Source organism: Micromonospora arida (assembly GCF_042873195.1).
Classification (GTDB): domain Bacteria; phylum Actinomycetota; class Actinomycetes; order Mycobacteriales; family Micromonosporaceae; genus Micromonospora; species Micromonospora arida.
This window is the reverse complement of record NZ_JBIALC010000006.1, coordinates 257,841-270,779: the sequence shown is the minus strand read 5'-3', so window position 1 is coordinate 270,779 and position 12,939 is coordinate 257,841. Positions and strand designations below refer to the sequence as shown.

The window sequence follows — 12,939 nt, the reverse complement described above, 5'->3', positions numbered from 1 at the left end:
CCGGAGCTGGTCGGCTCAGGCCCTCCTGTCCCGGGTAGCGCGGTCCAGCGCGCGGTCCAGGACGACCAGTAGTGCGTCCCGCACCGAGAGCCGGTCGCGGGCATCGAACTGCACCAGGGGCACATGATCACCGATGGCCAGCGCCCAACGGATCTCGCCGAGCTCCAGGGCCAGTCGCCCGTCGAAGGCGTTGACCCCGACGACGAACGGCAGCCCGGCCCGCTCGAAGAAGTCGATGGCCGGGAAGCAGTCGTCCAGCCGGGCGCTGTCCACCACCACCAGCGCGCCGAGCGCTCCCCGGGCCAGGTCGTCCCACATGAAGCCGAACCGGGTCTGCCCCGGCGTGCCGAACAGGTAGAGCTTCAGGCTGCGGTCGATCGTCACGCAGCCGAAATCCATCGCCACCGTGGTGGTGGTCTTGGTGGACCGGGCACCCGGGTCGTCCACGCCGATCCCGGCGGTGGTCATCTCGGCCTCGGTGGTCAGGGGCGCGATCTCGGAGATCGCACCCACGGTGGTGGTCTTGCCCACCCCGAACCCACCGGCCACCAGGATCTTGACCGGGATCGGCGGTGCGGCCGGCTTACCGGTCGGAGGGATCGACCCCGCACCGGACGAGGGCTGGTACGGAGGCGGTGCGGTCGGTGGTGGGCCCGCCCGCCCGACTATCGGCCCGGTGCCCGGGGACATGCCGTAACGGGCGGTGGCGCTGTTCGCGGCGACCCCGCCGAGCGGGGCGACCGGCCATTCAGGAGATCGCACGGAGTCCATCAATCACTCGCAGGATGAGATCGGGGTCGACAGCGTCGTCGCTGTCGGTCACGTGCACGTCCAGGTGCCCGGCGGCCCGTAGGTCGCCGACCAGGACCCGCGTCACGCCGAAGTGCAGTCGGGCGCGGGCCGAGATCTCGGCCACCGAGATCGGCTCGGCGCAGAGCGCGATGATCGTCTGAAGTTCCGGTGCCAGCAGGGCGCCGGGCGGGCCGGCCCACCAGCCGCTGTCCATGCGGACGGTCACCTGGGTCTCCAGCCCGATCGCCGGGTCGGCACCCGCAACCCGCCCGGAGGTGAGCACGAACGGACGGGGACCGGCCGGTTGGTCCCCGTCCGGCTCCGGCTCGGGCAGCGCCGGTGTCGCCGCCGCGCCCACTCCGGCCGAGGGTGACGTGCGCAGGTACGGGCGGATCCGAACCCTCGGGTCCGGATCCGGATCCTCGCCGGCGACGTCGGGGGTCACTGCTGAACGGCGTTCTTCAACTCGACGATCAGCCGCGGGGTCAGGGCGCCACCGGCCCGCCCGGCGAAGAGCGTCATCTCGTACGCGACGGTGCCCAGGTTGGCCGACCGGTCGGCGACCACCCCGAGCACGGAACCGCTGCTGATCGCGCTGATCAGCAGGTAGCCGTCGGCCATGTCGACGATCACCCGGTTCAGGCCGCCGAGGGCGTACCAACTGGCGGCCCCACCGGCGAGGCTGGTCATCCCGGACACGACGGCGGCCAACCGCTCCGCGTTGGACCGATCCTTGATCGCCGACATGGCCATCAGCAGACCGTCCGAGGAGACCGCGATCGCTTCCAGGACCCCGGCGGTGCTGGAGGTGAAGGAGTCCAGCAGCCAGTTGAACGTACGGGCCTCCGGGCTGAGGTCCCCGTTGGCGCTGGGCTGACTCTGGTCGACATTGTCGTGCAGGAAGGGGCTGGTCACCGTGATGATCCTTCTTCGTTCCGGTGGTCGGGGCTGACTTCGCGGAGAGCGCGGGCGACGCCCGCCTCGAACTCGCTGATGAGGTCGCGGACCTCGGCCGGGTCACCGAGGTGGGTGCTGGGCGGTTGGCAGGCCGGGGTGGCGGTGAGGTTCGCTCCCGGCACCCGCCGGCTCAACCGGGGCCGCTCCGGTGCGGCATCGGTCGAGCCACCACCACGCGGCACCGTGGGGCCGGCGCCTCCCGGGGTGCTGGGCAGGTCGACGGTCGTGCCCAAGTCCACCACGGCCGCCCCGGCGCTGGCCGTCGGGTCGCTGGCCGTCCGCGCCGTCGCGCCGTCGAGGCGCGGCGCCACCTGCAGCTCGGCGCGGCGTACACCTGCTTGGAAGGCCTCCACCAGCGCGCGGGCGGCGGCGGGGTCCGCGCCGGTGGCGTCCACCGGCCGGGTCGTCGGGGCGGTGGCGTGCAGCGTGGCCCCGGGAACCCGCTGCCGTACCCGTGGCCCGCCCGGTTTGCCCACCGGTTCGGGGCTCTGGGGTTCGGGAACGGCCTGCTCCGGCTGGCCCCGACCGAACGCGTTCCAGGACGGGCCGGCGTCCAGGCTGCGGGTGGCCCGGCTCAGCAGGTCCGAGTCGAAGCGGGCCGGCACGGCGACGGCCACCCCACTGGGCAGCGCTTCCTGCTCGGGCTTGGGCGTCGTCGTCGTCCGCCGATCCCGATCCGGTACCGCGGCGCGGGCCACGGTGACCCCGGCGCGGTCGGCGCGGCGCAGCACCAGCGACGTCGACGGGATCTCCAGCTGTGCGGTCACCCCTCCGCCGCCGGTGGCGGCCAGTGCGACCTGCCAGCCGTGCCGACGGGCCAACCGGCCCACCACGAAGAGACCGAGCACCTCGGTCGGGGCCAGGTCGAGCCGTTCCCGGCGGGTGAGCCGGGCGTTCTCATCAGCCAGCCGTTGCTCGCTCATGCCGATGCCGTGGTCCACCACGGTGATCCGTGCGCCGAGGCCGGACGTCTCGGCCGCCACCAGCACCCGGGTGTGCGGCGGCGAGAAGACGGTGGCGTTCTCCATCAGCTCGGCCAGCGCCAGGACGAGGTCACCGACCACCGCCGGCGCGGCCGAGACGCCCGCCGGCACCTGCACCTCCACCCGGGTGTAGTCCTCGATCTCACCGAGCGCCAACCGGACCACGTCGGCCAGCGGCACCGGCGCGGTGTGCGCGTCGGCCCCGGCCGAGCCGGAGAGCACCACGAGGCTGCCGGCGTTGCGCCGCAACCGGCTGGAGATGTGGTCGAGTCGGTACAGGTGCTCCAGGCGGCCCGGGTCGGCCTCCTGCTGCTCCAGCCGGTCGATCAGCGCGATCTGCCGACCCACCAGGTTCTGGGTACGTCGTCCGACGTGGCCGAACATCTGCGCCACGTTGCGTCGGCCCGCGACCTGCCGCTCGACCAGTTGCGCCGCGGTGTTCTGCACCCGGTCGAAGGCCCGCGCCAGGTCGCCGATCTCGTCGTTGGCGCGGATGTCCACCGGCTCCAGCCGGACCGCTTGAGGTCTCTCCGCCTCGTCGTCGGTGACCCGGACCAGCTCCGCCTCGGCGACCCGGGCGACCCGGTCGGCCGAGCGGGTGAGTCGGGTCAGCGGTCGGGCCACCGTCCGCGCCACCGCCACGCTGAGCAGCACCACCAGCGTCAGGATCAACGCCGCCGCGGCACCGACCAGGTACGCGGCGGTCAGCGCGCGCCGCTGCTCGGCCGTCACCTCGGCGAGCACGTCGGCGACCAGCTTCTTCTCGACGAACTGACCGAGCCGGATCATCGTGCGGACGGCCGGGAAGAGCGCCTCCAACGACACGTCGCGGACCGCGGCCGCCGGGTCCCGGGCGCTCCTGACCAGGAAGTCGGGGCTGGTACGCGCGGCCACGGCGGCGTCGTTGAGCTGGGCCACAGTGAGCTGCTCGGGCGTGATCAGGCTGCGGTAGCGCGAGTTGTCGACCATGAGCGCGGCGATGCACGCCACATACCCGGCAGTGGTGTCCGGGGTGCCGATCGCCTTGACCAGCAGGCTCAGGGTGGCGCAGGCGCCCAGGCCCTCGTCGGCGCGGAGCAGCCCGTCGAGGGCGAGCACCTGCCGGCCCGCCCGTGTGTCGGTGTCCACTCCGACCACCAGCCGCAGTGACTCGATGATCCCCTTGTTGACCGGGCCGAACGCGTCTATCACCTGACCCGGGTTGGCGGCCCGGGCCAGGACGGCCGTGCGCAGGTCGATGAGGCCGGACACGCCGTCGAGGGCGCGGTCGACCTGGTCGGTCAGCGCGTCGCTCCGCGCCGCCCGGAGGTCGGCCACCCGGTCGTCCACGTCGGCGGACTTGAGGACCAGCTCACTGCGTTCGACCCGGCCGAGCAGGAAACCGACGGAGAGGATGCGCTCCTGCTGGAGGTCCTGGACCAGGCTGCCGACCCGGCTGGCGAGCCGGACCCGTTCGGCGGTGTCGCCGGCCCGCTGTGCCGCGGTGACCCGGTCGAGCATCACCGGCACGGCCAGGCCGACCATGCTGAGGAGCGGAATCACCACGAGCAGCGCGAGCTTGCCGCGGATCCGGAGCCTACCGAGCAGCATCGAACGCCCCCCACTGTGCGGTCTCCGGGTCACGGGCCGCACCGACCGGTTGCAGCGCACGCTGCTCGTCGGCCGGCGGCTGCCACGGGTCGCGGTGTGGTGGGGTGTCGGGACTCTCCGCGTGGGTCGCGGCCAGGGCGGCCCGACGCTGGGCCCGGCGAGCGGCGGCGACCAGCAACGCGGCCAGCCAGCCCAACAGCAGGACGGCGACGACACCGGCCCCGGCGGTCAGCCAGCGGTCCCGGTCGAGCCGGTCGATGCGCTCGGCCAGCACCGCGTCCAGTTCGGTGAGGATGACCGGCTGAAGTTGGCGGGCGGAGCGGTGCGAGTTGAGCGCTGCGGCACTCAACTGGCCGGGGTTGACCACGCCGGTTTCCTTGCCCGGCAGGGAGTACGCGGAAAGCGCCTCCACCGAGCGCTGGTAGGTGTCCAGCGGGGTCAGAACGTTGGCACCGAGGTCGGTGCTCTCGGACCCGTCCACGGCCGAGCGAAGGTTGTCGACGAGATCGGTGGCGGGGGCCAGGGCGGACACCCGCAGGCCGGTCAGCTCCAGCAGGCCGCGCGGTTGCTCGGCGGCCGGCCGGCGGGAGACCAGCGTGGCCAGGTCGGCCAGCCGGCCGGCGGCCACCACCGCCTCGGGCAATTCCTGGCCGGCGCTGTCCTGGAGGAAGAAGGAGTCGGCCTCGGGGTCACGGACCAGCCCGGAGCTCTCCCGAACCTTCCGGTGCAGGGCCAGCAGCAGGTCGGAGACCTCGCCGTAAGCGGTGTAGGCGGCCTCGGGGTCGGCGGCACTCCGGCCGCGCAGCGCCTCCAGCTTGGCCCGTACGCCGGCCCAGCGTTCCTGGCTGAGCAGCTCCCCGCCGATGCGGGCGTCCACCTCGGCGGCCTTTTCGACCGCCTCGTTCAACGCCTCCCGGGCGACGGGGCGACCGTTGACCGCGTTGGACTGGGCCTCCACGAGGGCGTCGGTGACCGCCGCCAGAGCGGTGAGGTACTGCACGCCGAGCCGTTCCCTGGCGGCGAGGTCCCGATCGTCGGTGACCTGCCGCCAGTTCGACGTGACGAGCAGGCCCAACGGTGCCAGCAGTGCTCCGATGAGCAGCAGGGGCAGCAGCCGGCCCAGCGTGGACGGCCGTCGACGGGCCCGCGGCGCGGGGACTGTCATGTGTGTCTCCTCCGGCGTGGGGCGCTGATCGGCGCGGCGTCGGGCTGGCCGACAAGTCCCGTGCACCGGACCGGAAAACTAATCGAACCCCCGCCTGGGCAGACCCAACTCGCTTAGTCAGGTTCGCGTCACTTCGAGCCATGTCACCATTTGTCCGCGTCATCGGCACGCTCCGTGTCAGCTGTGGGTGTGACATGGAGGGATCGAGGTGGATATCCGCGGAAGATCGGAATTCACAGGATCCGAACTCAACTCACTGTGCCGCGTCGATCGATGCGCGCTCGCACCCCACCGCGCACCGATCGGGGCAACCGGACGGACGTACGGCGGATCTCAGCCAACGCTCAGGCTGCGGGCCGTACCGTGTGCCGCATGACATCGCCGTCGCCGGCCGCGTGGTTCCGGCGTGCCCTTCCCACCCGCCGCCGGGCGATCGCCGCCGCGGTGGTCGTCGTGCTGTTGGCCGCCGCCGTGACCTGGGCGGTGTGGCCACAGGGACCGGGCGTACGTACCGAGAGCGCGATGCTCACCGTCCGCTCCGGACCGTCCGGTGACCAACCGGTGAACCTGGACACCACCCTCTACCTGCCGGACGACGCCTCGTCCGGTCGGAAGGTGCCGGCGGTGCTGCTGGCGCACGGGTTCGGCGGCACGAAGGAGTCGGTGCGCTCCGACGCGGAGGAGTTCGCCGGGCGCGGCTACGCGGTGCTCACCTGGACCGCGCGGGGTTTCGGCCGCAGCGGCGGTGAGATCCACCTGGACAACCCGGACTACGAGGTACGCGACGCTGAGCGGCTGCTGGACTGGCTGGCCGCGCGGCCGGAGGTGCGCACCGACGCCCCCGGCGACCCGAAGGTCGGTGTGGTCGGCGGCTCGTACGGCGGTGGGTTGGCGTTGCTGTTGGCCGCCCAGGACCGTCGGGTCGACGCGATCGTGCCCATGATCACGTGGAACGACCTGTCCCGCGCGTTCCTGCCGGAGAGCACCGGCGGAGCGCCGACCGAGGGTGTGTTCAAGAAGGGTTGGGCCGGCCTCTTCTTCGGCGGGGGCGGCAACGTGGGCTCCGGCCCGGCCGGGCTCTCCGGCGCGACCGCCGCCCAGCCGCAGGGCGCACCGGAGTCGGCCGGCCCGCCCAGCCCCGGGCCAGGTGCCGGCCCCGGCACCGGTCCCGGTGGCGCCCCGGCCGGTGCCGCCGACCCGTCCTGCGGCCGGTTCGCCGCCGACGTCTGCGCCGCGTACCTCCGGATCGCCACGACCGGTCGCGCCGACCAGGCCGCCGTGGACCTGCTGCGCCGCTCCAGCCCGGCCGGTGTGCTGGACCGGATCAAGGCCCCCACCCTGCTGGTGCAGGGCGAGGCGGACACCCTCTTCCCGCTCGGTGAGGCGGATGCGAACGCGCGCGGCATCGCCGCCACCGGCACCCCGGTACGGGTCGCCTGGTTCACCGGCGGGCACGACGGTGGCAGTGGACCCCGCTCGGACTCCGACCGCGTGAAGTTCCTGACCGTCCAGTGGCTCGACCACTACGTCAAGGGCGAGGGAGACGCGCCCGGCGACGACTTCACCTGGTCGCGGATCGCCGGCTTCGACGCGCTCGACCGGGGTCTCGTCGCCACCGGTTTCCGCCGCGCCGACTACCCGGGCCTCACCGGCAACGCCCGGCGGGAGGTGACGGTCGCCGGCCCGGCACAGCCGATCGCGAACCCGCCGAACGGCAACCCGGCTGCCATCTCCTCGATCCCGTTCGCCGGCGGGCTCGCCTCGCTGCTGGACGGCGTGGCCGGTGACGTGCCCGGCCAGCACGCCCGGTTCGAGTCCACCCCGCTGACCGAGGCCGTGGACGTGGCCGGTGCGCCCACCGTCACCCTGCGGGCCGCGTCGCCGACCGGCGAGGCGGTGCTCTTCGTCAAGCTCTACGACGTCGACCCGGACGGCGCGGCCACCCTGCCGAACGGCCTGGTCGCCCCGATCCGGCTCACCGGCCTACCGCAGCGGGTGCAGGACGCCCGCCCGGTCACCGTGACGCTGCCCGGGATCGTCCGCCGGGTGGAGGCCGGGCACCGGCTGCGGCTGGTGGTGGCCACCTCCGACCAGGCGTACACCACGCCGGCCGCGCCGACTGTCTACACGGTGGCCGCGGACGGTGCGGTCAGCCTGCCCACGGTCAGCGGTGAGCCGATCCCCACCGCGGCGACGATCTGGCGCTGGGTGCTCGCCGGCCTGCTCGCCGCCATCGTGATCGGGCTCGTCGTGGTCGTCGCCCTGGTCCGCCGCCGGCATCGCCGCCAGGACCGGTCGGTGCACCCGGAGTACGCGGACACCCCGCTGGCCGTGCGCGCGCTGCGCAAGGAGTACGCGGACGGCTTCGTCGCCGTGTCGAACGTGGACTTCGAGGTGCACCCCGGTCAGGTCGTGGGTCTGCTCGGGCCGAACGGTGCCGGCAAGACCACCACTCTGCGGGTGCTGATGGGGCTGACCCAGCCGACCGCCGGGGAGATCTACGTCTTCGGTCGTCGGCTGGTGCCCGGCTCGCCGGTGCTGTCCCGGATCGGGGCGCTGGTGGAGGGGCCGGGCTTCCTGCCGCACCTGTCGGGTCTGGACAACCTGAAGGCGTACTGGCGGGCCACCGGGCGACCGTGGGAGGACGCACAGTTCGACGCGGCGCTGGAGATCGCCGGGTTGGGTGACTCGGTGCACCGGAGGATCAAGAACTACAGCCACGGGATGCGCCAGCGGCTCGCCATCGCCCAGGCCATGCTCGGTCTCCCCGAACTGCTGGTGTTGGACGAGCCGACCGACGGGCTCGACCCGCCGCAGATCGCCGAGATGCGCCGGGTGCTCCAGCGGTACGCCACGGACGGCCGGGCGGTGCTGGTCTCCAGTCACCTGCTGGCCGAGGTGGAGCAGACGTGCACGCACGCGGTGGTGGTGAACAAGGGCCGGATCGTGGCGTCCGGGCCGGTGGAGGAGATCGTGGGCGAGTCGCCGAGCGTGCTCTTCGACGTCACCGACCCGGTGGCGGCGCGGGCGGTGCTGGACCGGCTGCACGGGGTCCGCGTGCTGCCGGAGAGCGACGGCCAACTGGTGGTCGACACCAACGGCACGGCCCGCAGCGAGGTGGTGGCGGAGCTGGTGCGCGCCGGCATCGGGGTGGACCGGGTGGTGCCTCGGCGGCGCCTGGAGGACGCGTTCCTCGCCCTGGTGGGCGAGAATTCTCGGGGAAGCGGTGACCGGTGATGGTTGTTACTGACGCGGGTGAGGCCCGTGGCTACCGGCCGTCGGCCACCATGCCGTTCGTGGCGGAGTTCCGTCGGCAGGCGTCCCGGCGGCGGACCCAGTTGGCGCTCGGGTTCATGGTGTTGCTGCCGCTGATCATCCTGATCGCGTTCCAGTTCGACTCGGGCGGCGACGACGACAACGGTCGCAACGAGTTCGCCAGCCTGGTCGAGCTGGCCACCTCGGGCGGGCTCAACTTCACCCTGTTCTCGATCTTCGTGTCGGCGTCGTTCCTGTTGGTGGTGGTCGTCGCACTGTTCTGCGGCGACACGGTGGCCAGCGAGGCGAGCTGGGGCAGCCTGCGGTATCTGCTGGCGATCCCGGTGCCCCGGGCGCGGTTGTTGACGGTGAAGCTGGTGGTCGCGCTCGCGTACTCGGGACTGGCCCTGATCCTGTTGGCCGGCACCGCGTTGCTGGCCGGCACCCTGCGCTACGGCTGGTCGCCGCTGCGCAGCACTGTCGCCGCCGAGCTGGAACCCACCGAGGGGCTGCTCCGGTTGCTGGCCGTGCTGGGCTACCTGGCGGTCGTCCTGCTGGTGGTGGCCGGCCTGGCGTTCCTGCTGTCGGTGATCACGGACGCCGCGCTGGGCGCGGTGGGTGGTGCGGTTCTGCTCTGGATCCTGTCCAGCATCCTGGACCAGATCACCGCCCTGGGCGCGCTGCGCGACTTCCTGCCCACCCACTTCAGCACCGCCTGGCTGGGTCTGCTGTCGACCCCGGTGCAGACCGACGATGTGGTGCGCGGCTGCATCTCGGCGATCAGTTACGCGACGCTGTTCTGGGGGTTGGCGTTCTGGCGCTTCACCCGCAAGGACATCACGTCGTAGCCTTCTTCCAGGCGCTGACGCCGATCCGGCCGGTGTTGCCGAGGTCGATCGGCCCGTCCGGGTCGACCTCGTCGGCCGGCTGTCCGGCGGCGGGCGCCACCGTCAGGAACTCGCCGTTGGTGGCCACCACTGTCGAGTCGGTGACCAGGTTGCGCCAGAGCACCACTGCGGTGGCCCGCTCCCCGGCGGCGAGGGTGACCTGCCGGGGTGGCTGGTCGAAGCCCGAGGTGATCTCCTTGGCACCGTTGACCACCCGCAGCATGATCGGCTCGCGGGCTTCGTCGAACACGTGCAGCACCGGGTACCCGTCGAGCTGGTAGGGGCGCTCGCCGCAGTTGACCAACTCCAGGCCGAGGGCGCGCAGGCCCATCGCGGCGTCCCCGCCGGTCGACCGGATCCGAACGCCGCTCGTCGGGCACTCGGCCGGCGGCTCGGTGCTGGCGGTCGGGTCTGCTTGCGCCCTCGAAACGGGGGGTGGCTGGCTCGGATCTCCGGACTGGCCGCGATGGTCGAGAGTGCAGCCGCCGAGCACGAGCGTCATCGCGACCGTCGCGGTGATGCGTCGCGGTGCTGCCGTGTCACGGAAGATCATCCGTTGATCCTCGCCCACCTGCCCAGCACGCCGCCGCCCGGCCCCGGCCCCGGCGGCTCTTCCTGCGCCACCCGAACTGGTGGAGAACCTCTCCTGCTGTGCCTTTGGAGCTGAATCGTTTGCGACATCACCGGGGGAGGGTGCGGGCGTCCTCGTTCACACCGTTTTCGCGAGGGATTATCCCACCAGCAAGGAACTTATGATTTTCGATGGCTTCATGCCTCAGGATCGACGAGACCCATTCGCTCTCTTCGATGGAGGTGCCATGAACGTCTCTCGGCTCGGCGGGCCGACCCTGTCCCTGTTCCGCATCGTGATCGGCCTGCTCTTCACGTTGCACGGCCTGTCCTCGGTATTCGGGTTGTTCGGCGGCAACCCGATGACTGGCAAGGCGGTGCCGTTCGGCACCTGGCCGGGCTGGTGGGCCGCCCTGATCCAGCTGGTCTGCGGCGTACTGGTGCTGGTCGGGCTCTTCGCCCGACCCGCCGCGCTGCTCGCCTCCGGCTCGATGGCGTATGCCTACTTCGTGGTGCACCAGCCGGATGCTCTGCTGCCGCTGCACAACGGAGGCGAGCGGGCGGCGCTCTTCTGCTGGGCGTTCCTGCTGGTCGCGGCTCTCGGCCCGGGTGCCTGGGCACTCGACACGCTGCTCGCCCGGCGTCGCACCGACGCCCCCTCGGCATCGGCTTCGGCGGCCGAGCCCGACGCGGTGTCCGTCTGACCACACTCGAACCACGCGTCGCCGAAGCCTCGACGAGGCGGCTTCGGCGACGCGCCCGGTCGGGGCCGGTCGATGTGTCCAGGCCCGGGGTCGGTCGACACTCCCGGTCGGGGCCGATTGATGTGTCCCGGCCCGGGGTCGGTCGACACTCCCGGTCGGGGCCGATTGATGTGTCCCGGCCCGAGGTCGGTCGACACTCCCGGTCAGGGTCGGCCGTTGCGCCGGGGCCCGGGGTCGGCACTCCCGGTCAGGGCTGGCCGATGCGCCCGGGCCCGAGCCCGGTCGACACTCCCGGGCGCGGCGCTGCCTCTTCGCTGATGTCGTAGACGATTCAGCTCCAAAGCGAGCGTCGGTGGCAGGCCCCAGCCGAGGGTGACGTGCCGCCGGCGGACCGGTTAGCGCGGCCACGCGGGCCGCAGCCGGCGGGCGGGGGTGAGGCGGGATCAGGCCTGCGGGCGGGGTGAGGCGGGGTCAGGCCTGCGGGCGCTGGGTGAGGACCGCGTCCAGTAGGCCGGGGTAGAGCTTGTCCAGCTCGTCCCGGCGGAGCCGGACCAGCCGGCTGGTGCCGGCGGCCCGGGTCCGGGTCAACCCAGCCTCGCGCAGCACCTTGAGGTGGTGGCTACGGGTCGCCTTGGAGACACCGAAGTCGAAACTGCCGCAGGCGGACTCGCCGCCCTCGGCGAGCGCCCGGACGATCTGTAGCCGCACGTCGTCGGCGAGTGCGGCCAACACGCTGGTGACCGGTACGGCGGTCAGGTCGGGCTCGTGCGGCTCCATGTGACCAGTGTAACCCTTGTTCGACAACTATCGAACAACACCCTATGGTCGGTGTCGTTGGTTCGACGATACTCGAACATTGGAGTTGCCGATGCGATCCCGCGCCACCGCGTACCCACTGGTCGCCGTGCTCGGCTGGGGCGTGATGTTCCCGATCCTGGCCAGCGCCCTCGACCGGGTCGACCCGCTCAACCTGACCACCGCGCGCTACCTGCTGGCCGCCGTCGTCCTGGTCGCCATCCTGCTGCTCCGCGAGGGTGCCGGCGCGCTGCGGCACGGTGGCCGGGCGCTGGAGGTGGTGGTGCTCGGAGTGGTCGGCTTCGCCGGCTTCAACCTGCTCACCAACCTGGCGCTCGAACACGCCGCCCCGCAGCAGATCTCCCTCTTCGTGGCCACCACTCCGGTGATCACCCAGCTGGTCCGCTGGGCCCGCGACGGCGTCCGCCCGAAGCCGCTCCTGCTGGGCCTCTCCCTGGTGGCGCTCCTCGGCGTCGGTCTGGTCATCACGCGCGGCAGTCTGGCCGGGCTCGGCCAGTTCGGCCTCGGCGGGCTCATGATGATCGGCGCGGTGCTGGGCTGGGGCATCTACACGCACGGCGCCAGCCGGTTCGGCGAGTGGTCGCCGCTGCGCTTCACCACCCTGACCGCGCTCGCCGGTACGGCCGCGATGCTCGTCCTGAGCATCGGCGCCGACGCCGTCGGCTGGCAGCACGCGCCGGCCGCCGCCGACCTCGTGGCGGTCGCCCCGCAACTGGCGTACGCCGTGCTGGTGGGTGCCGTGATCGCGGTCCTGGCCTGGAACACCGGCGTGCAGCGACTCGGTGCCGCCAACGCCGCGCTGTTCATGAACCTGGTCCCGGTGACCACGTTCGCGGTGCAGATCGCCCGCGGCTACCGCCCGCAGCCCGTCGAACTGGTCGGGGCCGCCATCACGATCGCCGCCCTGATCGCCGCGAACCTCGCCGCCCGGCCCCGGGCCACGGCGCTGCCCCGGCCGAGCGCGGTGACGGACCCGATTGCGGTGACCGACCCCGAAGCGGTGAGTTCCCGCTGACCCAATAGCTGGGATCTGCGGTAGCAACGACCGACAGCGTTGTCCTAGACTCGACGGCACAACTGAATACCTCATCCAGAGGGGCTGAGGGATACGGCCCGACGACGCCCCGGCAACCACCCTGCGCGCTCACCGCTGAGCGACCCGCGGGGCAGGTGCCAATTCCGTCCCCGCCGCACGGTGCGATGCGGGGAAAGATGAGAGG

Annotated in this window: 11 protein-coding genes and 1 riboswitch; of the genes, 4 read left to right on the top strand and 7 right to left on the bottom strand. The window is 72.4% G+C overall.

Annotation, left to right across the window (positions count from 1 at the left end; all coding sequences use genetic code 11):
* Nucleotides 1–15: 15 nt before the first annotated feature.
* The 5 genes from ACFYP0_RS20085 to ACFYP0_RS20065 are packed head-to-tail and all read right to left on the bottom strand — an operon-like array spanning nt 16 to nt 5,487.
* Nucleotides 16–771: a GTP-binding protein gene (locus ACFYP0_RS20085; protein ID WP_208741346.1), complete on the bottom strand. Its 756-nt coding sequence runs from the start codon at nt 769–771 to the stop codon at nt 16–18.
* Nucleotides 749–1,237, bottom strand: coding sequence for a DUF742 domain-containing protein (locus ACFYP0_RS20080; protein WP_355497433.1), 489 nt, complete (start codon nt 1,235–1,237; stop codon nt 749–751). Before ACFYP0_RS20080 ends, ACFYP0_RS20085 begins: the two co-directional genes overlap by 23 nt.
* The gene (locus ACFYP0_RS20075; protein ID WP_091402960.1) at nt 1,234–1,707 is read right to left on the bottom strand and encodes a roadblock/LC7 domain-containing protein; all 474 of its coding nucleotides are present in this window, start codon (nt 1,705–1,707) and stop codon (nt 1,234–1,236) included. Before ACFYP0_RS20075 ends, ACFYP0_RS20080 begins: the two co-directional genes overlap by 4 nt.
* Complete coding sequence (locus ACFYP0_RS20070; RefSeq protein WP_355497429.1) at nt 1,704–4,322, bottom strand: sensor histidine kinase; 2,619 nt, start codon at nt 4,320–4,322, stop codon at nt 1,704–1,706. The genes ACFYP0_RS20075 and ACFYP0_RS20070 overlap by 4 nt, the downstream gene beginning before the upstream one ends.
* On the bottom strand, nt 4,309–5,487 hold the full coding sequence (locus tag ACFYP0_RS20065) for a hypothetical protein (RefSeq protein ID WP_124860396.1): 1,179 nt from the start codon (nt 5,485–5,487) through the stop codon (nt 4,309–4,311). The genes ACFYP0_RS20070 and ACFYP0_RS20065 overlap by 14 nt, the downstream gene beginning before the upstream one ends.
* A 372-nt stretch (nt 5,488–5,859) precedes the next feature.
* Between ACFYP0_RS20065 and ACFYP0_RS20060 the strand changes: the two genes are divergently transcribed.
* Both ACFYP0_RS20060 and ACFYP0_RS20055 read left to right on the top strand, forming a co-directional pair.
* Nucleotides 5,860–8,724: an alpha/beta fold hydrolase gene (locus ACFYP0_RS20060; RefSeq protein WP_355497426.1), complete on the top strand. Its 2,865-nt coding sequence runs from the start codon at nt 5,860–5,862 to the stop codon at nt 8,722–8,724.
* On the top strand, nt 8,724–9,590 hold the full coding sequence (locus ACFYP0_RS20055; RefSeq protein WP_124860392.1) for an ABC transporter permease: 867 nt from the start codon (nt 8,724–8,726) through the stop codon (nt 9,588–9,590). The genes ACFYP0_RS20060 and ACFYP0_RS20055 overlap by 1 nt, the downstream gene beginning before the upstream one ends.
* On the opposite strand, the gene ACFYP0_RS20050 is transcribed toward ACFYP0_RS20055, so the two are convergent.
* On the bottom strand, nt 9,580–10,182 hold the full coding sequence (locus ACFYP0_RS20050) for a DUF4232 domain-containing protein (protein WP_386997090.1): 603 nt from the start codon (nt 10,180–10,182) through the stop codon (nt 9,580–9,582). The genes ACFYP0_RS20055 and ACFYP0_RS20050 overlap by 11 nt on opposite strands.
* A gap of 265 nt (nt 10,183–10,447) precedes the next feature.
* Here ACFYP0_RS20050 and ACFYP0_RS20045 point away from each other — a divergent pair, with 265 nt between their 5' ends.
* Entirely contained in the window at nt 10,448–10,903 is a 456-nt protein-coding gene (locus ACFYP0_RS20045) for a DoxX family protein (RefSeq protein ID WP_355497420.1), read from the top strand.
* A gap of 471 nt (nt 10,904–11,374) precedes the next feature.
* Here ACFYP0_RS20045 and ACFYP0_RS20040 read toward each other — a convergent pair whose 3' ends face one another.
* Entirely contained in the window at nt 11,375–11,680 is a 306-nt protein-coding gene (locus ACFYP0_RS20040) for an ArsR/SmtB family transcription factor (protein WP_386997088.1), read from the bottom strand.
* A gap of 91 nt (nt 11,681–11,771) precedes the next feature.
* Between ACFYP0_RS20040 and ACFYP0_RS20035 the strand changes: the two genes are divergently transcribed.
* Nucleotides 11,772–12,734 carry a DMT family transporter gene (locus ACFYP0_RS20035; RefSeq protein ID WP_386997086.1) on the top strand — a complete coding sequence of 321 codons (963 nt, stop codon included), beginning with the start codon at nt 11,772–11,774 and terminating at the stop codon, nt 12,732–12,734.
* A gap of 68 nt (nt 12,735–12,802) precedes the next feature.
* Nucleotides 12,803–12,938: riboswitch (SAM riboswitch) on the top strand.
* The last annotated feature ends 1 nt before the right edge of the window (nt 12,939 follow it).